Annotated in this window: 24 protein-coding genes and 1 riboswitch; of the genes, 19 read left to right on the forward strand and 5 right to left on the reverse strand. The window is 64.8% G+C overall.

The features are described 5' to 3' along the window. Window positions 1–62: 62 nt before the first annotated feature. Genes ACZI8R_RS14350 through ACZI8R_RS14365 form a run of 4 tightly spaced genes read left to right on the forward strand, consistent with a single transcriptional unit; the run spans window position 63 to window position 2,062 of the window. Window positions 63–428: a DUF488 domain-containing protein gene (locus tag ACZI8R_RS14350; RefSeq protein WP_463380311.1), complete on the forward strand. Its 366-nt coding sequence runs from the start codon at window positions 63–65 to the stop codon at window positions 426–428. Next, window positions 425–580: a hypothetical protein gene (locus tag ACZI8R_RS14355; RefSeq protein ID WP_463380312.1), complete on the forward strand. Its 156-nt coding sequence runs from the start codon at window positions 425–427 to the stop codon at window positions 578–580. The genes ACZI8R_RS14350 and ACZI8R_RS14355 overlap by 4 nt, the downstream gene beginning before the upstream one ends. Further along, window positions 577–1,386 (forward strand): maleylpyruvate isomerase family mycothiol-dependent enzyme, encoded by an 810-nt coding sequence (locus ACZI8R_RS14360; RefSeq protein WP_463380313.1) that lies wholly within the window; start codon window positions 577–579, stop codon window positions 1,384–1,386. The genes ACZI8R_RS14355 and ACZI8R_RS14360 overlap by 4 nt, the downstream gene beginning before the upstream one ends. Before the next feature lie 4 nt (window positions 1,387–1,390). Next, complete coding sequence (locus ACZI8R_RS14365) at window positions 1,391–2,062, forward strand: Type 1 glutamine amidotransferase-like domain-containing protein (protein ID WP_463380314.1); 672 nt, start codon at window positions 1,391–1,393, stop codon at window positions 2,060–2,062. 10 nt (window positions 2,063–2,072) lie between these two features. Here ACZI8R_RS14365 and ACZI8R_RS14370 read toward each other — a convergent pair whose 3' ends face one another. After that, window positions 2,073–2,402: a hypothetical protein gene (locus ACZI8R_RS14370; protein ID WP_463380315.1), complete on the reverse strand. Its 330-nt coding sequence runs from the start codon at window positions 2,400–2,402 to the stop codon at window positions 2,073–2,075. A 506-nt stretch (window positions 2,403–2,908) separates the two neighbouring features. On the opposite strand from ACZI8R_RS14370, the gene ACZI8R_RS14375 reads away from it, so the two are divergent. The 3 genes from ACZI8R_RS14375 (at window position 2,909) to ACZI8R_RS14385 (ending at window position 6,959) form a co-directional block, all read left to right on the forward strand. After that, window positions 2,909–4,282, forward strand: coding sequence for an FAD-binding oxidoreductase (locus tag ACZI8R_RS14375; RefSeq protein WP_463380316.1), 1,374 nt, complete (start codon window positions 2,909–2,911; stop codon window positions 4,280–4,282). Window positions 4,283–4,401: 119 nt separating this feature from the next. Continuing rightward, window positions 4,402–5,598, forward strand: a complete 1,197-nt coding sequence (locus ACZI8R_RS14380) for a glycoside hydrolase family 183 protein (RefSeq protein WP_463380317.1) — start codon at window positions 4,402–4,404, stop codon at window positions 5,596–5,598. A gap of 80 nt (window positions 5,599–5,678) precedes the next feature. Continuing rightward, window positions 5,679–6,959, forward strand: coding sequence for an MFS transporter (locus ACZI8R_RS14385; RefSeq protein WP_463380448.1), 1,281 nt, complete (start codon window positions 5,679–5,681; stop codon window positions 6,957–6,959). Here the strand turns inward: ACZI8R_RS14385 and ACZI8R_RS14390 are convergent. Beyond that, window positions 6,952–8,517, reverse strand: a complete 1,566-nt coding sequence (locus tag ACZI8R_RS14390; RefSeq protein WP_463380318.1) for a carboxylesterase/lipase family protein — start codon at window positions 8,515–8,517, stop codon at window positions 6,952–6,954. The two genes, ACZI8R_RS14385 and ACZI8R_RS14390, sit on opposite strands and share 8 nt — an antisense overlap. Window positions 8,518–8,619: 102 nt before the next feature. Continuing rightward, a riboswitch (TPP riboswitch) is annotated at window positions 8,620–8,715 on the forward strand. On the opposite strand from ACZI8R_RS14390, the gene ACZI8R_RS14395 reads away from it, so the two are divergent. From ACZI8R_RS14395 to ACZI8R_RS14450, 12 genes are all read left to right on the forward strand, one after another. Continuing rightward, complete coding sequence (locus ACZI8R_RS14395) at window positions 8,709–9,425, forward strand: TenA family protein (RefSeq protein ID WP_463380319.1); 717 nt, start codon at window positions 8,709–8,711, stop codon at window positions 9,423–9,425. Its footprint overlaps the riboswitch before it by 7 nt. A 56-nt stretch (window positions 9,426–9,481) precedes the next feature. Beyond that, window positions 9,482–10,447: an ABC transporter substrate-binding protein gene (locus ACZI8R_RS14400; RefSeq protein WP_463380449.1), complete on the forward strand. Its 966-nt coding sequence runs from the start codon at window positions 9,482–9,484 to the stop codon at window positions 10,445–10,447. Between the two features lie 29 nt (window positions 10,448–10,476). Continuing rightward, window positions 10,477–11,268: an ABC transporter permease gene (locus ACZI8R_RS14405; RefSeq protein WP_463380450.1), complete on the forward strand. Its 792-nt coding sequence runs from the start codon at window positions 10,477–10,479 to the stop codon at window positions 11,266–11,268. Continuing rightward, complete coding sequence (locus ACZI8R_RS14410; protein WP_463380320.1) at window positions 11,265–12,062, forward strand: ABC transporter ATP-binding protein; 798 nt, start codon at window positions 11,265–11,267, stop codon at window positions 12,060–12,062. Before ACZI8R_RS14405 ends, ACZI8R_RS14410 begins: the two co-directional genes overlap by 4 nt. Window positions 12,063–12,271: 209 nt before the next feature. Then, on the forward strand, window positions 12,272–13,267 hold the full coding sequence (locus ACZI8R_RS14415) for an alpha/beta hydrolase (protein WP_463380321.1): 996 nt from the start codon (window positions 12,272–12,274) through the stop codon (window positions 13,265–13,267). A 187-nt stretch (window positions 13,268–13,454) separates the two neighbouring features. After that, window positions 13,455–13,982, forward strand: a complete 528-nt coding sequence (locus ACZI8R_RS14420; RefSeq protein ID WP_463380322.1) for a hypothetical protein — start codon at window positions 13,455–13,457, stop codon at window positions 13,980–13,982. 93 nt (window positions 13,983–14,075) lie between these two features. After that, the gene (locus tag ACZI8R_RS14425) at window positions 14,076–14,990 is read left to right on the forward strand and encodes a PPE domain-containing protein (protein WP_463380323.1); all 915 of its coding nucleotides are present in this window, start codon (window positions 14,076–14,078) and stop codon (window positions 14,988–14,990) included. Window positions 14,991–15,008: 18 nt separating this feature from the next. Then, complete coding sequence (locus ACZI8R_RS14430) at window positions 15,009–15,740, forward strand: ESX secretion-associated protein EspG (protein ID WP_463380324.1); 732 nt, start codon at window positions 15,009–15,011, stop codon at window positions 15,738–15,740. Window positions 15,741–15,808: 68 nt separating this feature from the next. Next, a complete protein-coding gene (locus ACZI8R_RS14435; protein WP_463380325.1) occupies window positions 15,809–17,155 on the forward strand; it encodes a T3SS (YopN, CesT) and YbjN peptide-binding chaperone 1 in 1,347 nt (448 codons plus the stop codon). A gap of 150 nt (window positions 17,156–17,305) precedes the next feature. Then, window positions 17,306–17,638, forward strand: coding sequence for a hypothetical protein (locus ACZI8R_RS14440; protein WP_463380451.1), 333 nt, complete (start codon window positions 17,306–17,308; stop codon window positions 17,636–17,638). Further along, a complete protein-coding gene (locus tag ACZI8R_RS14445; protein ID WP_463380326.1) occupies window positions 17,635–18,933 on the forward strand; it encodes a hypothetical protein in 1,299 nt (432 codons plus the stop codon). The genes ACZI8R_RS14440 and ACZI8R_RS14445 overlap by 4 nt, the downstream gene beginning before the upstream one ends. Continuing rightward, window positions 18,933–19,664: an ESX secretion-associated protein EspG gene (locus tag ACZI8R_RS14450; protein ID WP_463380327.1), complete on the forward strand. Its 732-nt coding sequence runs from the start codon at window positions 18,933–18,935 to the stop codon at window positions 19,662–19,664. Before ACZI8R_RS14445 ends, ACZI8R_RS14450 begins: the two co-directional genes overlap by 1 nt. Here the strand turns inward: ACZI8R_RS14450 and ACZI8R_RS14455 are convergent. From ACZI8R_RS14455 to ACZI8R_RS14465, 3 genes are all read right to left on the reverse strand, one after another. Further along, window positions 19,661–20,128, reverse strand: coding sequence for a MarR family winged helix-turn-helix transcriptional regulator (locus tag ACZI8R_RS14455; protein WP_463380328.1), 468 nt, complete (start codon window positions 20,126–20,128; stop codon window positions 19,661–19,663). The genes ACZI8R_RS14450 and ACZI8R_RS14455 overlap by 4 nt on opposite strands. Before the next feature lie 84 nt (window positions 20,129–20,212). After that, on the reverse strand, window positions 20,213–21,331 hold the full coding sequence (locus ACZI8R_RS14460) for a 50S ribosomal protein L11 methyltransferase (RefSeq protein ID WP_463380329.1): 1,119 nt from the start codon (window positions 21,329–21,331) through the stop codon (window positions 20,213–20,215). A 55-nt stretch (window positions 21,332–21,386) separates the two neighbouring features. Then, complete coding sequence (locus ACZI8R_RS14465) at window positions 21,387–22,460, reverse strand: Glu/Leu/Phe/Val family dehydrogenase (protein WP_463380330.1); 1,074 nt, start codon at window positions 22,458–22,460, stop codon at window positions 21,387–21,389. Window positions 22,461–22,471: the final 11 nt, after the last annotated feature.

The raw sequence follows: 22,471 nt of genomic DNA on the forward strand, positions 1-22,471 counted from the left end.
TGAGACCGCTCACATAGCGCACGGACGTAGTCTGAGGTAACGACAAACGGAGGTGTGGAGCGATGAGTGAACCAGTTGTGACTGTCGAGCGCGTGTACGACCACCCCACCGACGAGGATGCACTGCGTCTCTTCGTCGATCGCCTCTGGCCGCGCGGGATGCGTAAAGACGCCTTTCACTACGACGACTGGGCGAAGGATCTTGCTCCATCACCGACGCTGCGCCAGTGGTATGCGCATGACACAGCCGTGTTCTCCGAGTTCAAGAAGAAGTACCTTTCGGAGCTCGAGGGCAAGGACGGGAAGAACGCGGTCGATCGCGTTCTGGACCTGGCCGACGGGCGCCCACTCGTTCTACTCACCGCCACGAAGGACGTGGAACACAGTCACGCCAATGTTCTGGCGGAGTTCCTCCGGCAGCTCCCGTGAGTTCACCCGAGGAGTTCGAGGACCGCGAGGCCGACCTCGGCGGCGATCCGGTGTGCTGGCTCGACCGAGTCTGCCCCGACTGCGGAGCCTTCCTCACCGATGGCGCACACTCGATGTGCCCACGTTGCGACAGAACTCAGGAGACGGAATGAACCGCACTGCCGTTCTCGATGCGTTGTTCGAGCAGTGGACTGCTCTCGACCACGTGTTGTCCGAACTCGATGCCGACGACTGGTACTCCCCCACGGCTCTGCCCGGCTGGACTGTTCACGACGTCGCGGCCCACATCATCGGAACGGAGTCGTTGCTGGCCGGGACAGCTCCCCCGCACACGACCATCGACGTCCGGTCGCTTCCCCACGTACACAACGAGATCGGCGCTTTCAACGAGGAGTGGGTGGAAGGTCTACGCGGTGAATCAGGCGAATCGATACTCGCTCGTTTCCGTGAGATCGTCGCGCACCGACGTTCGGAACTGTCCGCGATGTCGGACGAGGACTTCGAGGCCGAGTCGATGACTCCGGTCGGCCCCGCGCCGTATTCGCGCTTCATGCGCATTCGCGTGTTCGATTGCTGGATGCACGAACTCGACATTCACGATGCCATCGGGAAGACCAGGGACGAGACAGGTCTCCGGTCCGAGGCCGCGTTCGAAGAGCTGCTCGGGTCGGTCGGCTACGTCGTGGGAAAGAAGGCCAAGGCACCGGCGGGCTCGCGGGTGCTCTTCGAGCTGTCCGGCCCACTGTCGCGCGAAGTGCTCGTATCGGTCGACGAGCGCGCTTCCGTCGTGGCGGAACTCCCCTCCCCTCCCACGGTCACGATTCGCATGGACGCGCGACTCTTCACTCGGCTGGCCGGTGGGCGCTCCTTCGCCCGTGACCACCGGTCCGACATCGAACTGGAAGGCGACACGGCAGTCGGCAAGACCATCGTGGACAACCTCGCCTTCACCATCTGACGCGATGAGGCTGTTTCTCTCCTCGTACCGGTTCGGCACCGAGCCCGAGCGTTTTCGCGCTCTCGTTCACGATCGATGCTCGATAGCCGTCATCGCTGCGGCGGCCGACGCGTGGCCGGTCGCGGCGCGGGATTCGGCGATCGTCAGTGACGTCACGCCGCTTCGGCGAATGGGGTACGTGGCACAGGAAGTCGACCTGCGGGATCACATCGCAGATCCGGACGGGCTTGCCGCGCGATTGGCGCCGTTCGACGCCGTATGGGTTCGCGGGGGCAACACCTTCGTACTGCGTGCGCAGATGGCTCGTAGCGGCGCTGACACCGTGATCGGGCGCCGAGTTCGCGAAGGTTCACTCATCTACGCCGGATACAGCGCTGGGGCCTGCGTAGTGACGCCTACGCTGGTGGGGCTGGATTCGAGTGACGATCCGGCCGAGGTCCGTCCCACGTGCGATGTCGAACCATTGTGGGATGGACTGGGTTTCGTCGATTTCGCTATCGTTCCGCACTTCCCCGACCGAAGCACGGGCCGCGAGAACGATGCAGGGGAAGGTACCGCCGCGCTCGGTGGCCAAGCGGAGGCAGATCGCACGATCAGCGACCTACGCGCCGCGGGATTCGCATACCGAACCCTGACGGACGACGAGGCGATCGTCGTCGACTCCAGCGGACGGTAGTTCGAGTAGATCAGCCGAAGACTGCGACCGGGGCCGGCTCGGCGATGGGCGCGACACGATCGAGTGCCGCCCACGTGACGTTGCAACGCTTGCGGGTGATCTCGTCCGCCTCGGCGAGAAGTGCGTCGAGGAATGCCTTGGGGCTGTGCTGCCACTCACGTTCCATGGTGGCGACCTCGGAGTTGGTGAAGAGGCCCGAACCGGCAACTGCGAACAACCACTCGTCGAAGTCACCACGATGAATCTGCTCGATCACGTCGTAGTCGACGCCGCCGTCAACGAATTCATCCGAGAACATCGCCGACACGTAGCTGTGGGCATCACCGGTCGTAGCAATCATCAGTGCGGTCCTTCCGTGGTTGGTACGCAACACCGGGCTTCGAGGTGACTCCCCTCACACTTCGAGAGAATTTCGAAATCGGTGTAACGCCTCGCCTCTGTTCGACGATTGAGACGCTAACCGGTAGAAGAGTCAATTTGAATTGCGCCGCCGAAACGATCAGGTAACAGAGTTGCGATTGTGACTCCCGTTACACCTGAATTCACCTTGTGGCCGGCCCCAATTCACCGCCTTCACCAGCACGTATAGGCCGAACAGCCGACACTCCCGGCCGCCTCCGCGTGCGCCGAAAAAAAGTTCGGCAAAATCCCAGCATCTGAGACGCTGATCGAGAAGACTCCGTACCGAAACCGAACGGTCGTTCTGATTTGGTCGATTTTGCTGGTGACAGCACATTTCAGTGAGGTTTTCAACGCCTACGACAACTGGACATTCGACCAGAAGTCACCTTCTCGACCCACTCTGTACTGTGAGGCGTCCCACACGGACCACCTCGGGAGCAGCCGATGACGGACCAATCCGACCACTTCTCGACCCTTCGCCAGGCGCTGTCCGACGGGGCACTGACGACCGATCCGGACATCATGGAGTCGTACCGGCAGGACTGGGCCCGCGACCCGGCTGCGGTGCTACCCGCCGCCGTGGTTCGTGCCCGAAACACCGAGGATGTTCGAACGGTGATGGGGTGGGCAACCGAAAATCGGGTGCCGGTCGTCCCCCGCGGAGCCGGTTCCGGGCTCAGTGGCGGCGCGACCTCAGTCGCCGGCTGCATCGTGCTGAGCACCGAACTCATGCGCACCATCGAGATCGACCCTGTCACGCGGGTGGCGGTGGTCGAACCCGGACTGTTGAACGTCGAGGTCAAGAAGGCTGCCGCCGAACACGGCCTGTGGTATCCGCCCGACCCGTCGTCGTTCGAGATGTGCTCTATCGGCGGCAACGTGGCCACCAATGCGGGTGGCCTGTGCTGCGTCAAGTACGGCGTCACCACCGACTACGTACTCGCCCTTCGGGTCGTTCTCGCCGACGGCACCGCAGTCCGCCTCGGCGGCCCGCGTCTCAAAGACGTGGCGGGACTGTCGCTGACCAAACTGTTCGTGGGCAGCGAGGGCACCCTGGGCGTGGTCACGGAGGCGACTCTGCGTCTGATTCCGGAGCAGGCGCCGTCATGCACCCTGGTTGCGTCGTTCTCCTCCGTGCAATCCGCCGCCGATGCGGTCCTGGCCATCACACGCACGCTCCGACCTTCGATGCTCGAGTTCATGGACCGCGTGTCCATCGGTGCGGTCGAGGACGCCATGCGAATGGGGCTCGACCGGGACGCCGAGGCGATGCTCATCGTCCGCTCGGACGCACCGGGGGACGTCGCCGCGCACGAGATCGCCCAGATCTCTGCGGCGTGCACCGAAAACGGTGCGGACGAAGTGTTCACCACCGACGACCAGGAGGAAGGCGAAGCGTTCGCAGCGGCCCGGCGTGCGGCAATCCCGGCCGTGGAACGTCTGGGCAGCCTCCTTCTCGAAGACGTCGGCGTTCCGATTCCGAAGTTGCCCGCGCTGGTGGACGGTATTGCAGAGATCTCGGCCCGCCGCGAGGTCATGGTTGCCGTCATCGCGCACGCCGGCGACGGCAACACGCACCCGTTGATCGTGTTCGACCCCGAGGACTCCGACATGGCAGAGCGGGCGCACCTGGCGTTCGGCGAGATCATGGACCTCGCAATCGGGCTCGGTGGAACCATCACCGGTGAGCACGGTGTGGGCCGCCTGAAAAAGGCTTGGCTGCCGGATCAGGTCGGCCCGGACGTCATGGAATTGACGCAGCGGATCAAGACCGCCCTCGACCCGCTCGGAATCCTCAATCCCGGCGCAGTTCTCTGAGGCCCGCTGTACGCACGTGACGCGCCGATCAACGATCGTTACCTCTTCTTCGGACTTCGGTGGCCAACCGTTGGTACCCTGACGCGAATCCGTACACCGCTACAGCAGAGGTTCCGCTCGTGAAAAGGTTTCGTGGCATCACCCTTCTCACCCTTCCGGTCCTGGTCGCATCGACCTGTTCGTTCTCCGTCCTCACAGCTCCCGTCGCAAGTGCGCAGGATTGCATGGGCGGTGGCGGTAGCAGTGCCGGCAGTGTCACGAACGGCAGCGTTGCGGGCGGACCGAATCCGATCCCCTGGCTGAACGGCGGCGACGGTCGCCTCCCGGAGCTGCGAGGCACCACCACAGCGGTTTCTCATATCACCGGACTCCGAAGCCCCAATGACACTCTCGGCCGATTCAGCGTGCTGGGCACCGACCTGGGAATCATGTGGGACAACGGAAACGGCGAGATTCTCACGGCCTTCGGTGACACGGTGGGACTCAGCCCCAACCCGTTGTGCGGACTCGTCGGCGACTGGCGCAGCAACATCCTCCTCCGCAGCGGCGACGGCAATCTGTCCGACGGCATGAACATCGACAACTCGCCCGTCGATCGCCCGGGCCATTCCAAAGAGATCATTCCCAGCCTCAAACAGGCCGGCGTCGAAAAGACCGTCATCCCCACCACCGGTATCTCGGTCGGTTCGGGGCCGGGCGCCACGCAGTACATCAACTACATGTCGGTCCGCGACTGGGGGCATCCCGGCGAGTGGGAGACCAACACTTCCGGTATCGCGGTGTCGAACGACAACGGTGAGAACTGGCACGTCGATCCGCTCACCGCGCGCCCCAACCTTCCGGGGACCGGCAACGAGAACTTCCAGATGGGTTCGTACATCAAGCACGACGGATTCGTCTACGCGTTCGGAACTCCGTCCGGCCGCAACGGAGATGCGCGCCTCTCCCGGGTGCCCGAAGCCGACATCACCAACCTCGCGAAGTACGAATACTGGAGCGGCGACAAGTGGGTCAAGCACGACCCACGCGCCGCCACCCCGGTCATTCCCGGGCCGGTGAGCGAGTTGTCGGTGCAGTACAACGAGTACCTCGGCAAGTTCGTCTCCATGTACACCGACGCGGGCAACTCCATCGTCATGCGTACCTCCGACAAGCTCGAGGGCGGCTGGAGTGAGCCGCGCGTCCTGGTGAGCAGTCAAGAGGTTCCCGAGGTCTACGGCGCGTACATGCATCCGTGGTCGAACGGACAGGATCTCTACTTCCTCGCCACCACGTGGTCCGACTACAACGTGATGTTGATGCGCACCACGCTGTAAGTGATCCTGCGCGGAAATAATCCGTCGCGCCGACCCGGTTTCCGCTGCTAGCGTCGATTTCATCCCACCGACCGGGAGGAATCGCCGTGACCACCACGGACACGGTCAGACGCCGCGGCCCGTTGTCGTTGCTCAACCTGGCGACACTTTTCTCCGCCACCGGCAACGGCATCGTGATCGTGGCCCTGCCATGGCTCGTCCTCGAACTCACCGGGCGCGCATCCGACGCCGCGATCGTCGCCGGTGCGACGACGCTGCCACTGCTCCTCTCCAGCCTGTTCTCGGGAACGTTCGTCGATCTGTTCGGCCGACGGCGAACCTCGATGGTGTCGGACATCCTGTCCGCCGTTTCGGTGGCGACGATCCCGGTCGTGGCCGCAACCTCGGGCCTCACCGTGACGACGATCGCGCTACTCGCGGCTCTCGGATCCTTCTTCGACCCCGCGGGAATCTCGGCCCGCGAATCGATGCTGCCAGCCGCCACCCGCGCGGCGAAGTGGACCCTCGATCGCACCAACAGTGTGTACGAAGCGAACTACAACGTCGCCTATCTGATCGGCCCCGGCGTGGGTGGTGTCCTCATCGCCACCGTGGGTGCGGCGAACGCCCTCTGGGCCACCGCGGTCTTGTTCCTTCTGTCCATCGTGGCGGTCTCCTTCATTCGCCTCGAGCACGCGGGCAGACCGGCTGCGGAGAACCGTCCCCGGTCGATGTGGCACGGCACCCTCGAAGGCCTCCGGTTCGTCTGGAACGACAGATTGTTGCGGACGTTGGCACTCGTCGACATGGTCATGGTCGCCCTGTACATGCCGGTCGAAAGCGTCGTCTTCCCGGTCTACTTCACTGATCTGGGTCAACCTGCCCAGCTCGGTTCGGTCCTGATGGCACTCAGCATCGGTGGTGTCGCGGGCGCCCTGGCCTACGGCCCTGCCGCTCCGTATCTTTCGCGGCGGAAGGTGCTCGTCACCGCCGCCGTCATCCTCGGCGCCGCGATGGTCGCCATGGCGTTCCTTCCACCACTGTGGGTGATACTCCTGCTCGCAGCCGTGCAGGGCTTCGTATTCGGGCCGGTGGGACCGATCGTCAACTACGCCATGCAGACTCGCAGCCCGGAGCACATGCGTGGCAGAGTCGTCGGCGTCATGACGTCCACGGCATACGCGGCCGGGCCACTCGGCTTCGTCTTCGCCGGACCGATGCTCGACCGTCTCGGCGTCCAACCGACGTTCTTCGCATTGGCGGTGCCCGTCGTAGTGCTCGGCATCGCGTGCCTCGGGTTCACCAGTCTTCGTGGACTCGACCCGGAGCCCGATCGACCGGGTAGGCAACACGACCTGACGGATCCCGAAGCCGTCAGCTGAAGCCCATCACCTCATCGCCCCACGCTGCACGCAACACGTCGTCCGGATCTTCGACCACGGTGTCCACGGTGTCGATCAACAGCGTGTTTCGCATCGTCTCGTCATAGGGTGGCCAGTGTTTCGACCCGTCGAGCGCGGCAGGGACTTCGTGTGCGGCGAAGGCGAGCCATCGCCGTTGCATGCGCCCGGACACCCCGAGTGCCGTCTTGCGTCCACCGATCCAGAAGGTGGGGTCGACGTTCAACGTCCCGAAGTTGCCGAACACGTACGGCAATTCGGTTGCGTGGCCTGCACCCACCCGCGCAGCTTTCAGCATCGGTGTCGCATGGTCGAAGCGATACATCCACGTCGGTGAGTGCCGGCTGTGGGCGTCGGCTACCCACAGCGCCGGCATCCGGAACGCGGCGTCGCGCGACATCGCCAACGCTCCACTCGGTTTCGCCCGGTCGGGGTACGCGGACAGGATGTCGGCGATACGCGAGGCCGACAGCTCCGGGTGATCGGCGGCGATGGCGCGCAGCATCTCCTGAACCGCGTCGGCACTCACCGGCAGCAACGGCGATTTCATGAACTTGAAGATCGATGCCTCGTCCTTGTTCGACCCGATGATCAACGGTATCCGGTGCGAGAGGCCCTTCTGAAACGCTGCGACCGGATACTTCGGCAGAAAGTCACGGTCCACCACCGGTGCCATTGCCAACGTCCCGGGGATCTTGCTCGGGACCTCGTCCACCAGGGTGTCCCCCGCCGCCACGATCTCCTCGATCGGCAGTTCTCGGAGCTCTTTCGCGCGGTCGGACGTCAGGTCGATGATGTCGAGAAATCGCTTTGCGACAGTAGCAGCGCGTTCACTGCCGTACACGGACGTCGCGGGTGGACTCTGCGCGATCACCCGATGAAAGAGCCCCTCGGCGCTCGGGCACGTCATGAGGGTGGTCAGAGATCCAGCGCCGGAGGACTCTCCGAACGCCGTGACGTTCTCTGGATCGCCACCGAAGTCGGCGATGCACTCGCGAACCCACTCGAGCGCTGCCAACTGGTCGCGGAGACCGCAATTGGTCTCGAAGGTGTCCTCCTCGGTCGAGAACGACGACAGATCGAGGAATCCAAGAGCGCCGACCCGGTAGTTGATGGTCACGACCACGACATCACCGTGTTCGGCGAGCGATCGGCCGTCGTAGATCGCTTGCGCGGACGACCCGAGGCAATAGGCGCCGCCGTGGATCCACACCATCACGGGACGCTTCCTGCCGTCCGGCCGGGGAGCCCACACGTTGAGGGACAGACAGTCCTCGTCGTACTTCAGATCCTCGTCGATCGGGACGGCGGTACTCGGGCCCTGTGGCGCCATCGGACCGAACTCACGCCCGTCCCGCACTCCGTCCCACGGCTCCGGGCGAACCGGCGCCCGGAAACGCAGTCTGCCGACGGGTGCGGCAGCGTATGGGATGCCCTTCCACGCATATACAGCACCCTCGGCGGCGTGCTCCGCGTAGCCGCGAACGTCTCCGTCCCGGGTGCGCACCACATGAGTGACGTCCGACGAGCCTGCCTTCACGTGCGAATCTCCTAACGCGAGGCGTACAGGAATCTTCTCGCCAACCTACCAACTCTCGGGCTCGCAGGAGCGCTGGCGAGCCGCCGGCTGCTATGGTCTCCTCGTTCTGACACGGGGTGCTCCGCACATGCGGGGCTGAGATCACACCCGGGAACCTGCTCAGGTAATGCTGACGAAGGGATGTCGAAGCTGTGAATACGTCTGTCCATACGGAGGTGGCGGGGTCGCCCCGTTTCACCGATCGTCTCTGGGATGCGGCGAAAGTGGTCCGCGCCGGGATCGACGATCTCGAATTTCTGCGGCGTCTCGGTGACGGCACGCTGCCGCTCGAGGTGTTCCGCACCTATATCGAACAGGATTTCCTGTACCTGACCCAGTACGCGAAGACGCTTGCTCTCGTTGCCGCCCATGCGCCGACTCCCGAAGCGACCGGATTCTGGGCCGGCGCCGCCGTGGAGTCCGCCACCGTCGAGGCCGCACTGCACCGAGAGCTACTGACCAGCGGAACACTGCCGGAGTCCGATGTGGAACCACAGCCCACACCGGCGTGCCTCGCGTACACCTCCTACCTGACTGCCACCGCGGCCACCGAGCCTTACGCGGTCGCAGCTGCGGCAGCTTTACCCTGCTTCTGGATCTACGCCGACGTCGGCCGACGACTTGCGGCCCGTGCGCACGACGTACTCGCGGCCGATCCTTCTCATCCGTACGCGCGGTGGGTCACGACGTACGACGCAGAGGAGTTTCACCTCGAGGTCGCCAAAGCCCGTGAACTGGTCGACGATGCCGCCGCTGCGGCTACCGATGAGGTGCGCGGCGCCATGCTCGAGGCTTTCGTGGTCGCTGCCCGGTACGAACTGATGTTCTGGGACGCGCCGCTCCACCCCCAGTCCTGGCCCGCGTCGTGAGGGCCGCATCGACGATCCGTCGAATTGCCGCTGTTGCACTGGTCGCCGTCGCTGCGATGGGCGCCCTTGCCGGCTGCGGTACGGAGCAGTCGCCGAACACCGTCCGCTTCGCCCTCGACTGGACCCCCAACACCAACCACACCGGGCTGTACGTCGCCCTGCAAGAGGGCTATTTCGCCGACGCGGGCCTCGACGTGCAAGTACTGCCGTACAACAGCACCTCGCCGGATACCCTCGTCGACTCGGGAAATGCCGAGTTCGGGGTCGGCTTCCAGAGTTCGTCCACCTTCTCGAAAGCAGCAGGCGCGCAAACGGTCTCCGTCATGGCGCCGCTGCAGCACTGGGCAACCGGCATCGCGGTGAAGGCCGACCGTCCGGACATCACCCGCCCGCGCGATCTCGACGGGAAGGTGTTCGCGGGGTTCGGCGACGCCGACGCCGCCGAGACGTTACGGCAGATCATCAGAAACGACGGCGGCAAAGGCGAGTTCGAGACGGTCACGCTCGGCACCTCCGCGTACGAGGCCGTGTACTCGGGTGAAGCCGACTTCACGGTGTCGTTCTTCGCCTGGGAAGGCGTCGAAGCCGAGCACCGCGGCACTCCGATGAGGTATTTCGACTACACCGACTACGGCTTCCCCGATGCATATGCGCTGATCATCGAAGCGAACCGGCCGTGGCTCGACGCGCATCCCGAACAGGCCCACAAGTTCGTGGCTGCGCTGCAACGCGGCTACCAGTTCGCGGCCGATCACCCGGACGCGGCGGCGAAAGACCTGATCACAGCCAATCCGGGCGCGTTCACGGACGAAGACCTGGTCTACGAGAGTCAACGCATGTTGTCGTCCGACTACATGCGTGACGAGGCCGGAAAAGTGGGTCCCCAAACCCTCGAGAAGTGGACCGGATATTCGAAGTTCCTGTTCGATCACGGGCTTCTGACCGGACCCGACGGCTCACCCCTCGACGCCGAGCCCGACTGGTCCACGTACTTCACCAACGACTACCTGCCCGCATCCTGATGTCGGTAGTCACCACGCGCACGACGGAAATGGACGACGCTCCGCTCGAACCGGGATCGTGGCCGGTTCGAGCGGTCCTGCCCGCGTTGGTCGCAGGCCTCGCTCTCGTAGCCCTGTGGCAGGCGTACGTCACGATCTCCGGAATTCGCCCGCAGGTGCTGCCCTCACCGGTGCGCGTGCTCGAACAGGGCTGGTCGGATCGGGACAACCTGGCGGTACACGCCTCCGCGACTCTCGAGGTGACGCTGCTCGGGTTTGCGGTCTCATTGGTGTGCGCCTGGGCGTTCGCGGTGACCGCCGACTTCTCGCCGTGGCTGCGCCGGGCTCTGTTGCCTCTCTTCGTCATTTCACAGACGCTGCCGATCATCGCCATCGCTCCCCTCATGATCATCTGGTTCGGATTCGGGCTCCTACCCAAGATCCTCGTGATCGCCTTGGCGACCTTCTTCCCCATGACCATCGGCCTGATCGAGGGATTCGCGGCAGCCGATCGTGAGGCGGGGGCGCTCCTCCGAAGCATGGGGGCCTCACGTTGGCAGGAGTTTCGTTACGTGCGAATGCCGTCCGCCATCCCCCGTTTCTTCACCGCCCTTCGGATCGGAATCACCTATGCCGTCGTGGGTGCCGTCTTCGCCGAGTACGTCGGTGCCACAGAAGGACTCGGTATCTACATGGCGATGCAGAAGAACTCCTTCCGCACCGATCTGGTGCTCGCCGCAGTCCTCGTGACAGCCGTCATCAGCGTCACTCTCTATCTTCTGACCTTCGCTCTCGAACGCGTGGTCGCGCCGTGGGCGCGGGACGAGAGGAGCCGGAAGTGAGTGACAGTGCGCGCGTGCAGGTATCCGACCTGACGAAGGCCTACTCGACACGTTCGGGGTCACGGCCAGTGCTGACCGACGTCTCGTTCACAGCGTCGCCGGGTGAGTTCGTGTCGATCATCGGACCGTCCGGGTGCGGGAAGAGCACGCTGTTCAACGTCCTTGCCGGCTTGGATTCCCCGGACGGAGGCACCATCGAGATCGGCAGTGAGGCCGTCCAGCCCGCCGGTCGCGGCCCGTCGAAAAGTGCGTACATGCCACAGAAGGATCTGCTGTTTCCGTGGCGCACGGTTCTGGACAACACCACTCTGGGTCTCGAGGTCAGAGGAATCTCACGCCAAGTGGCACGCGAACGGGCGCGGGCCCTCTTTCCCACATTCGGACTGTCGGGCTTCGAGGACGCACGGCCGTCCCAGCTGTCGGGCGGGATGCGCCAACGCGCAGCGATGCTTCGCACCGTGGTCCAGGAGTTGCCGCTGCTGCTACTCGACGAGCCGTTCGGCGCCTTGGACTCGTTGACCCGCACCGAGATGCAGAACTGGCTGCAACAGGTCTGGCAGCGGTACCGATGGACGGTTCTGATGATCACCCACGACATTCGCGAGGCGGTCTACCTCTCGGACCGGGTGATCGTGCTGTCTTCGCGGCCGGCCGCGGTCCGGAAGGAAGTCACGATCGACCTTCCGCGCCCCCGAACCCTCGAGGTGATGACGTCATCCGAGTTCGTCTCCGCCGAACGGGAACTGCTCGAGTACCTGCACGAAGAGTCCACAACGGACGCTTCCACACGCTGAATTCGGTCTAATCGCCCCAACGGGGCGTATCGAATCGATAACCAGGTTGTGCCCGACCTCGGCTTTTGGTTGAAAACGATCACTTTCCCATCACGACGACCACGCGAATCGGTCTCCGGTTGTAGCGTCCGGGGACCAGGATTCGATGTAATTGTCGTAGAACGAATTGGGTGGCGATCATAGGCAACACGACCAGAACGGAGAGGGCGATGACAACCTCTGCATTCGAGCTGTGTCCCACACCGTTTCCCCTCACTCGCCAGGTGTTCACCGGCACTTCCCCTCAAGCACAAGTGCTCGCCGGGCTGCTGCGTCGCACCGTGAAGCCGTTCCTGGACACCTGGGCGCGGCGTCCCGGGCTTCCGTGGCCTACCGAGTTGGTGGATATGGCCGGTCGCTCGCTCCCTCCGATGCGGGGCACCGTGCGCCGAAACGTCGAGCTCGCGCACTGCCCGGCGGAGTGGATCCAGCCGACCGGTTCCAGCGGTGACCGCGCGATTCTCTACCTGCACGGCGGAGCCTTTCTCTGTTGTGGGATCAACACGCACCGCCAGTTGGTGTCCCGAATCGCGGTGGCGGCTGACGCCCGCGTCCTCAACGTCGCCTACCGGATGATTCCGCGTGACCCCGTACGCGCGGCGATCGACGACGGAGTCGACGGTTACCGATGGCTCCTCGCCCACGGGTACACCCCGGACCGCATCGTGATCGCCGGAGATTCGGCCGGCGGATTCCTCACCTTCGCCGTGACTCTCGAGGCCATGCGACAGGGATTGCCGCGGCCTGCTGCGAACGTTGCCCTGTCACCGTTGACCGACCTCGACCCGAGTCGAAAGCTCGCGCACCCGAATGCAGCGAAGTGTGCGGTCTTTCCCCGAAAGGCGGTCCCGGTCCTGTCCACCCTCATCGAGGAACTCGACACTCGCAGCGCCTCCGAGCCGTCCATCTCACCGGTGGACGACGAACTCGTCGACATGCCACCGGCTCTGATCCAGACCGGCTCCGAGGAAATGACATTCGCCGATGCGGAACTCATGGCCGAGCGCCTGGCAGCGTCGGGTGTGCCTTGCGAACTGCAGATCTGGGAACGCCAAGTGCATGTCTTCCAGGCTGCGGCCGGCTTCGTTCCTGAAGCGTCTCGCGCAATCACCGAGATCGGCGAGTACGTTAGTCGACTCACCTCGGCACGCTTGGCCGTCGCGTAACTCGACGGTCCGATAGGGGCCGTGGGCCGTACCCGCCTCGGTGCTCACTGCGTCAGTCCACCGCAGGCAAGCATTCCGCTAACCCGATGTGAACGCGACGGTCGTCACACCTACTCGCAACGATGGTGAATCCGGGCCGAGTGCGCCCTAAGGTGTACGCGACTTGAACGCCGACGACGGGTAGCGAATGAAAGACAGGACTGTGGCGCTCGGGGCGCTGGGTGTCGCGGCGTTTTCCGTGGTCTCGGGGATCCTGGTGGGAGCCGTGGGTGGCGCGTTCGGTGCGGACTCCAAGACCGTGGAGGCTCCCCCGCTGATTCAGGTGGGATTGCAGCAGGCAAGCGTTCCGCTAGCCGATACGGCCGGGCAGGCCGTCGTCCCGCCATCACCGACTTGGCAGGTTGCCGCATCCACCACACCCAAGCCGTCGACCACGACTCCTACCCCCGCACCAGGCCCGGCGCCTGCTCCCGAAACCTCGGAGTCCCCTGCGCCCGCCGAAACGACTCCCACGCCGACTCCCGACGTGACTGCCGATCCGGTGGAGCCGGAATCCCTCGAACACGAGCAGGCCGCCGCCGTCGCCGAGGAAGACACTTCGGGCACCGAGCCCGACGCGGACTTCGAAGACACTGTGGACGCCGACGAGACCGACGGTTCGACGGCCCCACCGACGATCACGATGCCGCCGATCACCACCCGGCCAGGACGCTAGACACCTCCCGGTCGACTGCCTGTGTAGGGTGGCGTACCGCCGGACTGGGGGGATTCCATTCCGGGACGAGTCGTCCGGAATGGAAGGTCGGGGATGGAGAACGTTCATCACATCGCGTGGGATCACCACGCGATCAAGAGCGCGGTGGATTCGGTCGAACCCGCCACTGCCGCTGCGGTTTCCGATGCGTGGAAGAGTATCGGTGCGGAGTTCGACGCGTCGGTGACGGCCTTCCGGGAATCCGTGAACGCCGCACTCACCGCCGGCTGGTCCGGCGAGGCTGCACACTCGGCCGGTGCATCGGTGGATCGATACGCACAGTCCGCGGAACACGTCGGCAGTAGTTTCACCGATGTCGGTGCAGCCGTCGAGCATGCCGCGTCGGGCGCCGAGTCTGCGCGATCGATGATTCCGGCGCCCAACGACCGGGCCGAGGGGTGGATCCGCTCCATGCCGTGGATGTGGGATTCGGACGAAGCGGCACACGAGTCCGAGCAGGCCGCGAAGGTCGGGCTCGAATCCACTTACCACCCAGCTGTTCAGCATGCTGTCGCACAGCTGCCCGATCTCGAGGACTCCCCCGCAGCGACCTCGTCCGCATCGGTACTCGCATCGTCCGGACAGGATGTGGGACCGGACGGAGTTCACGGAATCCCCTGGCGCGATGCAGGTCCTGTCGACCCGGCCGGCGTTCCCGAGAACGCGGAGGGACATCGGGACGCGCCGAGCGGACAGGAAAACGTCGCCGCCGCCCCCGGAGCCGGTGGATCGATGGCAGGAAGTTCGATGGCGCTCGGCGCGATGGCCGGCGCGCTCGGCAGCGGCGCCGCGCACTACGCAGGGCAAGTGGTGGGCGCGCATCGCGCCGCCGAAGCCTCGACCGGAGCACCTGCCGAGGAATCCGAAGACGACGACACCGAACCGCTCACCTTCCTCGTCGAGGTCGACGAGGGCAGCGCCGTGGTCGGCAAGCTGCCTCCCGCATCACCTTCGGTCATCGGGCAGTAGCGGTGAGCAGGTCGACCCGTGGGTAGTTGGGCGCTGTCGAGTGCACAGTTCTCGGCGCTGTGGGCGCGCACCGGCCAGGACCGGACGCCCTTCCCGTTCGACCTTCCCAGTGTCCTCACTTCGGCCGAGGAGTACGCGGAGCAACAGCACCACATTCGGGAGTCCTTCGGTGGTCCCGAACACGACGTGCTCGCCGCCGCCTTCCTGCTCTTGGCCGAACCCGACATCCGTATCGAGTTGTCCGGCTCGACGGGCGAGCTACCTCTCCGCATCGTGGGCGCGATGAACCGGCACCACGGTGTCGTGGCACTCCAGCATCCAGGGCCTGGCCCACGCGCAGGCGGTGACGTGGTGATGCTCGGTTGCGAGCCTTACGACGTGGCCCGGCAGGTGCTCGCACAGATCCCCGTCACCGAGGCCGGTAGATATCGGGGCGCGCAGTTTCGTCGCGGTGCCGATTCCACTTCGGGCGGGCGCCTCCTACGACGGCCCGAGGCCACACATATCCTTCGACCGGTCGCCGACCTGCTGGACCGCCCGACCGTCGGCGAGGGGGTTGTGAAAGTCGTCCACGGTCCACGGCACTCGAGCGCCTTCCGTGGCGGTGCTGCCTGGCGGGACATCGACCGGGACGGCCGGTACATCGTCTTCGGTAGCGACACGGTGACGGTGCAACCGGGCACCTCCTGGGACCTACTCGATGTGCTCAACAGCGTGATCGGGGTTCTACCCGCGGGGCAGGCGCGCTGACACGCGGCCGATTCCACTCCTGTCGGCGGCGACCACTAACGTGGTGTCTCCACTAAGGAGGTGTGGCGGTGTCCGACGCAGAGTTCGACGTGAGCCGGTTCGACCTGGATACGAGCGTCAATCACGCCTGGGCCGACTTCCAGCGCCGTCTCGCCGACCACCTCGCTCTGATGGAGCAGGACGATCTGCTCATCCTCGAGTCGGGGTTCGAAGAGGTCGATCCGGAACGGCCCATGCCGTACATCCAGTATCTGGTGTGGGATACGGACACGGTCAGGTGCGAGGTTCCCTCCAACCATTTCGTCCACCCTTCTCGTGCGCTCAGCGACACCGATCAGCAATACCTCACTCAGCTCGGCTGGTCTCCCCCCACGCACGGCCCCGAGGTGGACGACGACGAGGGTTCGCCGTCCTTCTATGTCGACAAGAAGCAGTCGTGGTCGGACCAATTGGCAGCCATGTCGGTCGCAGCGTTTCGCGACGTGTGGGGTGTGACTCACCCGGCGTTCCTCGCAAGTGTGGAGTCGGGCAACGAAGCTGTCCCCGCATTCGAAGTGACCACAGCCGCCGCAGCACTCGTCCCCGAACTGTCTCCCGACACGGCAATCACACCGAACGATGCCGCCCACGTGCGGGAACTCGTATCCCGAACCCTCGTCTCGGTGCTGGGTGTCGCGCCGCAGCACGACCCCGACGGCGATATCCCGGTGCGTGTCGGAAACGCCATCATGTTCGTCGGCCAGTTGGCCGACTCGCTCGACGTCCAGCTGTTCGCCCCGCTGGTGGACAACATCACCAACCGGACGCGGGCCACCGAGTTGGTCGCCGATCTCAATCGGACGTGGTCCCGCATCAAGTTCGTCTTGGTCGATGATCGCCTCTCTGCGTTCCTCGAGATGCAGGCCAACCCCTTCGTGCCCAAACATCTCACCGATCTGTGCCACATGTTCTCCGAGTTCCTACGCACCGTGGACGACAGCTTCGCCAAGAAGTTCGGAGGCACACCCTTCTTCGATCAGACCGGTGCGTCGTCGTCGGAGATCGACCTGACTTCGGAGAAGATCCCCACCGAGCTTCTGACCCTGTTTCACCTCGATCCCCGGGGCGAGGGCAATTTGGATGTCTCCGTGGTCGCAAAGGTGTGCGGCCACGACCGCGACCGAATTCTGCAGCTGCTCAACCTCGCCCACCAGTGGCAGAGCCAGTTGCAGCAGTCGTCCAAGCTCGCGGCAGAAGACGAAGATCTCTCGATGCGGGACGCTTTCGAAGCGCAAGCCGTGTCGTGGCGGGCGATCATGGATCTTCTCCGCGAGGCCCTGCGCACGGTCGTGCTGCCCGGCGAGGGTGACTCCGCCGATCCCGGGCAACAAAACGAGAGACAGCCCAACGAGCCCACACTCTTCGACGACCAGTGACCCCCATCGGACATTAGGCCTACACCGAGTTGTCCACAGATCTTTGTCGGAATTCGGTCTGTGCACACCCGCCCTTCTCGAAGGGGCCGACGTCTGCGGGCGCCCGTAACATCACTGGCAACGCGGGGTTCGTCCTATTCGGGGGTGGGAATGTCGAAATCGGTGCGTCTGGAGACGGACGCAATGGTGAAGTGTCAGAACGTATGCGACGGGATGCTCGATCAACTCGACCTGGCACTGAAGAGGGCCGAGGATCTGACGACCATCTCGGGATTCGGCGACTTTCCGTCGGCCGTCGAACTTCAGGCCGGGTTCCAGTCGAAGGGCGCCGGTGGCCCGGACTCCGTCCTCGAGCGATTGCGCCAATACCGGGATGCAGTTGTTCGGTTGAGGGAGTCCTTCTCCGACGGCGGTGATTCGTACGCCGCCGCGGACAGTGACATTCGGCAGGTCCTCGTCTCTCTCGAGGGGAGCGGCAGATGATCGAGACGTCGCTCAGGAATCTGCGGTTGGCGAGGACCACAGACATCGTCTCCGAACGGCTGGGAGGCGAGACCGATCCCCCGTATGTGACGACGGCCGAGAACTTCTCCAGTTGGGATCACGTCCGAATGTACGAAGCCGTCCGGTCCATCGACGGCTCCCGCATCCGTCTGCTTGCGGAAACGTACAACGACGTCGCGGCCTTGATTCCCTTCGGTCTTGGCGTGGCCTTCTTGAAAGCGACCATCCGTGCGCACTGGGAGGGTCGGGCAGCCGAGGCCGCGAATTCCGCAGTCGACCGGTTGGGTGAGCATGGGATAGAGCTCAGAGAAGCCATCAACGTCATCGGCGTCAAGCTTCATCAGGTTCACGACGGCCTCGACGCCGTCCGGGCAGCTGTGCCTCCTCCAGATTCTTCGGCAGTCATGTCGCTCAGCGGCGCCCGGCAGCAGACTGCGTACGAGGAAAATGAGGATGCCCGTCTGGCAGCCGCGCTCGCCCTCACCAATCTGTACTCGCCGCTTTACCGCGCAGCAGGCACCGACGTCCCGTTTCTGCCTGCACCACAGGTCTTCTCGTCCCAGGTATCGACAACCGTCGAATCACCACCAGCGCCTGCTGTCGACCGGACGATCCAGACCCCGGAGGCACCGCCACAGTCGGTCGAAGTTCACCCCGCGCCCGCAGTGCGCAGCACTGCGCCCGCTTCGGTTTCCGTCACAACGACCCTCGCCGGCCCAGACATCCCAGTCGACCCACAACCGGTTGCCGCGCCGGTCGTCGGCTCGACAACCACCACCCACACCAGCACCGTCGTACACAGCGCGCCCGCCGCACCGGCCCTCGGTAGCGGTGCGACCGGATACACCGAATCCGCACCGCCCATCTCCCCTCGATCAGCTGAACACGGACCGACACCGACGGCAGTTCAGCCGACCGCTGCTGCCGCCACACCAACCCGTGCTGCCGGCTCCGTCGGGAGGACAGGTGGCCGCCCGTCTGACGTAGGTGCACCCAGTTCCAGACACGGTGAGGCGGTCGCGCCATCCAGACCGATCCCCGTGGCACCCAACAGTTCCGCAGCTTCGGTATCGGCGGGTACTACGTCATCGTCCACGCAGGCGCCACGCACGGCTGCAGGAGCGGGCAGTCACATGATGGCTGCCGGTGGCCGCGGCGCTCGCAGGGGTGATCCAGACACGGAACACAGGACACCCAGCTACCTCGTGAACGTCGACAACGGCAACGAACTGATCGGGCGCATCGCTCCCGTCGGGCCGCCGGTACTCAGCTGATGGGTTGGCATCTCACCGCGGCCCAGTTCATGACGTTGTGGGAGGCAACCGATCTCGACCGGATGCCGTATCCGCTGCGCTATCGGACCACGGCCGTCACCGAGGAAGATCAGGGCAACGAGACGCGTTCTTTGCAGTCCTGGTGGAACGCCTCGAAAGACGACAACCTCGCCGACTGCATCACTGCACTCCGGTATCCGGACCTGTCGGTGTCCGTCTACGGCAGATACGGCGAGACCGGCCGCATCAGACGCCGTGGATGCGTCAAGAACGGCGTTGCCGTCTTGGCGGAGCAGCTATCGATCCCCGATGGAGACGGGGACATTCTCGTGTCCGTCAGCGATGACGGAATCACACGCAGCCGTGCCGCTCTCGCACTCGAACTGGTCGGCGAACTTCCCGCCTGTTCGGCGGGGCGACTCGGTCCGTTGTCGGCGCATCGCGACGACATCGGGCCGCGCACCGGCTCTTCGATTCTGCAGAGCACGGTCGACTCGCCAGCGGTAGAGATTCGACGACTGCTCTCGCAGCCCCGGGCCGGCGTCGGCTACATCTGTATTCGAGGACCACGGGCGTGCCTGACCGAACCGCTCGTGGACGAGTTCAGCTGGATCGACATCGTGGGCGACGGCCGGTACGTACACCGTGCAACCGACTACGTCTCAGTGTTTCCTGCCTCGCCGGGCAGGTTGTACGAGGAAGTTCTCCATCGCATGACTGCCGCGTGTTAGGGGTGAGTCGGGCGCGGCCACTCGTTGTCTTCCAGGTTCTCGACGGACCGATTGAAGGTCGTCAACAGGTGGAGAAACTTTTCGGTCTCGGCCGCGTCCCATTCTTCGACCACCCGCCCCAGGCCGTCCGTCGACATCGCCCTGTCCGCTCGCAGCATTTTCAGACCACGCGGGGTCGCAACGAACTTGCGCGCCGCTCCACCGTCCGGGTCGATGATGCCTTCGACCAATGTTTGATCGACCATCGAGCGGACCTGCCGATTGATGGTCGAGATGTCGAGACGCAACGCCTCCGACAGTTCCTTCAGGCTCATCGGAGATTCGAGCTCCAGCCTGCTGAGTAGAACGTAAGCGGATCGCTCGAGTACCTGCCCCTTGCGATGCTGGCGTGCCATGAGCGAATGACGCGAGAGCAGCATCATTTCGTACTCGAGAGCGGCAAGCGGTTCGTCCGCGTCTGCCACGTGCAATCACTCCTTCACCGATGTGCATTATGCACATAGGGTACCCCCGTGAGCGGTTGACGAGTCCAAGGACTCGCAGGCCACTCACAGGCGGCGGAGCCGCCATAGTGACGTTGTTTCGCGGCTTCGGGCCTCGTGCAGGACGTCGGTGCGTGCGGTCGCCTTCCGATGGGTCGGCCGTACGTCCAGCCGGTCGACGACCGCGAGTCCGGACTCCTCGATCCATCTCAGCAGTTCCGGGCGCGAACGCAATTCGAGGAGTTCGGCCAGATCCGACAGAATCAGCCAGCCCTCACCACCGGACTCGAGATGCGCGGGCAGTCCTCCCAGGAACCCGCGGAGCATCGAGCTGCCGGGGTCGTACACGGCACGCTCGATCGGCGACGTCGGTTTCGCCGGAATCCACGGCGGGTTGCACACGACCAGCGGCGCGCGGCCGGCAGGAAAGAGGTCGGCTTCCTCCACCGCGACGACATCGGAGTAGCCGAGTCGCTCGATGTTCGATCGTGCGCACTCGAGGGCGTTCGGATCGAGATCGGTCGCGACTATTCGGCGCACCCCGCGCTTGGCGAGGACCGCGGCGAGAACCCCCGTTCCGGTGCCGACGTCGAAAGCCAGATCGGTGGACGGTAGCGGCGCCTGCGCCACCAGATCCACGTACTCACCGCGGATCGGCGAGAAGACGCCGTAGCCGGGATGAATTCGTCCGTCCAGTTGGGGGACCTCCACACCCTTCTTGCGCCACTCGTACGCGCCGATCGCGCCGAGCAGGTCCCGTAGGGACGACACGGTGGGCACATCGGTCGGGCCGTACGCATCGAGCATCGCCTGACGCGTATCGGGCGCTCGACGCAACGGGACCGACTGATCTGCGTCAAAGGCGATCAGGAGCATCCCGAGGATGCGCGCACGCCGCGACTGGGTCTGACGGTGCAGGTGAAATGCCGTCGACGGGTCGTCCGATCCCTTGCGTGGCTTCCGATCGACCCGTGCTGCGATGGCCACGGACAGTTGCCGCGCATTCTGAAAGTCGCCCCGCCACAGGAGAGCCGTCCCCTCGCAAGCGAGTCGATAAGCCTCGTCGGCTCGCATGGAGTCGTCTGCCACTCGAATCGACTTCGGCGGCGGTGCCCCACTCGTCGATCGCCACACTGCGGATAGCTCGGAGTCGTCCTCACTCCAACGGACGAGCTCGGTCTCCATGACCCAAGCCTATTCCCCTGTGAGCGGCCGACGAGTGCAGGGACTCGTCAACCGCTCACAGGCGGAGCCCGATCCGGGCCTCCGCGATCGCATCCGCTGCAGCCCCGGCGAGCAGGCCGTCGCGCTTTGCAGTGTTCAGCACCTCGACGGTGGTATCGAAGATCTTCTCCACCCGCGCTCGCACCTCGTCCGTCGACGCTGCCCCACGCTCGCCGGCGACCTGAATGATTCCGCCGCCGTTGGCGACGTAATCGGGCACCCAGGTGATTCCGCGGTCCGCGAGTTGACGCTCGACTGCGGGGTGGGCCAGCTGGTTGTTCGCAGCTCCGCAAATCAGTGCCGCCCTGATGTCGACGACGGAACCGCCGGTGAGCGTCGCACCCATCGCGCACGGTGCGTACACGTCGATGTCGCGGTCGATGATGGTGCCCGCCGCCCGCACGTCGGGGAAATCGTGGACAACCCGCTCGAGTGCAGACGGGTTCACGTCACTCGCGACGACGGACGCACCGTCCGCGACAAGCAGCTCGATGAGCTGGTAGCCGACCTTGCCGACTCCCTCCACACCTACGGTGCGTCCGGCGAGGCTCGGTGTTCCCCAGACTGCTCGGGCGCCGGCCCGCATGGCCTGGAAGACGCCCATCGCGGTCATCGGGGCGCTGTCCCCGGAGCCACCCGCTGCCACATTCCGGCCGACGACGTGATCGGTCACTCGGCCCATCACGTCGAGGTCGTCCGAGTTGGTGCCCACGTCTCCGGCCGTGATGTACCGGCCGCCTAGCGTCTGCACGAAGCGTGCATACGCCTCGAGCAGAGCCTCCGTCTTCATCGTCGCCGGATCCCCGAGGATGACTGCCTTGCCGCCACCGAGGTCGAGTCCGGCAATCGCGGACTTGTAGGTCATACCGCGAGAGAGCCGCAGCACGTCGGTGAGGGCGACGGCCTCGTCGTCGTACGGGTAGAAGCGGGTTCCTCCGAGCGCCGGCCCGAGTGTGGTGTCGTGGATTGCGACGATCGCGCGCAGCCCGGTCTCCGTGTCCTGGAAGTACGTGACCTGTTCGTGCGCCCAATCGTCCGGAAGATCGTTCCGTCCGAATACTCCGACCGGACGTTCGATAGCGAGAGTCATTGCAGGGTGAC

The organism is Rhodococcus huquni (genome assembly GCF_055231055.1).

Bases quoted from the DNA above. Each gene is read 5' to 3' on its own strand.
- ACZI8R_RS14400 (WP_463380449.1), top strand. From the start codon at position 9,482: ATGGGCGCCCTTGCCGGCTGCGGTACGGAGCAGTCGCCGAACACCGTC.
- ACZI8R_RS14405 (WP_463380450.1), top strand. From the start codon at position 10,477: ATGGACGACGCTCCGCTCGAACCGGGATCGTGGCCGGTTCGAGCGGTC.
- ACZI8R_RS14425 (WP_463380323.1), top strand. From the start codon at position 14,076: ATGGAGAACGTTCATCACATCGCGTGGGATCACCACGCGATCAAGAGC.
- ACZI8R_RS14445 (WP_463380326.1), top strand. From the start codon at position 17,635: ATGATCGAGACGTCGCTCAGGAATCTGCGGTTGGCGAGGACCACAGAC.
- ACZI8R_RS14360 (WP_463380313.1), top strand. From the start codon at position 577: ATGAACCGCACTGCCGTTCTCGATGCGTTGTTCGAGCAGTGGACTGCT.
- ACZI8R_RS14415 (WP_463380321.1), top strand. From the start codon at position 12,272: ATGACAACCTCTGCATTCGAGCTGTGTCCCACACCGTTTCCCCTCACT.
- ACZI8R_RS14375 (WP_463380316.1), top strand. From the start codon at position 2,909: ATGACGGACCAATCCGACCACTTCTCGACCCTTCGCCAGGCGCTGTCC.
- ACZI8R_RS14460 (WP_463380329.1), bottom strand. From the start codon at position 21,331: ATGGAGACCGAGCTCGTCCGTTGGAGTGAGGACGACTCCGAGCTATCC.
- ACZI8R_RS14350 (WP_463380311.1), top strand. From the start codon at position 63: ATGAGTGAACCAGTTGTGACTGTCGAGCGCGTGTACGACCACCCCACC.
- ACZI8R_RS14465 (WP_463380330.1), bottom strand. From the start codon at position 22,460: ATGACTCTCGCTATCGAACGTCCGGTCGGAGTATTCGGACGGAACGAT.
- ACZI8R_RS14420 (WP_463380322.1), top strand. From the start codon at position 13,455: ATGAAAGACAGGACTGTGGCGCTCGGGGCGCTGGGTGTCGCGGCGTTT.
- ACZI8R_RS14450 (WP_463380327.1), top strand. From the start codon at position 18,933: ATGGGTTGGCATCTCACCGCGGCCCAGTTCATGACGTTGTGGGAGGCA.
- ACZI8R_RS14440 (WP_463380451.1), top strand. From the start codon at position 17,306: ATGTCGAAATCGGTGCGTCTGGAGACGGACGCAATGGTGAAGTGTCAG.
- ACZI8R_RS14370 (WP_463380315.1), bottom strand. From the start codon at position 2,402: ATGATTGCTACGACCGGTGATGCCCACAGCTACGTGTCGGCGATGTTC.
- ACZI8R_RS14365 (WP_463380314.1), top strand. From the start codon at position 1,391: ATGAGGCTGTTTCTCTCCTCGTACCGGTTCGGCACCGAGCCCGAGCGT.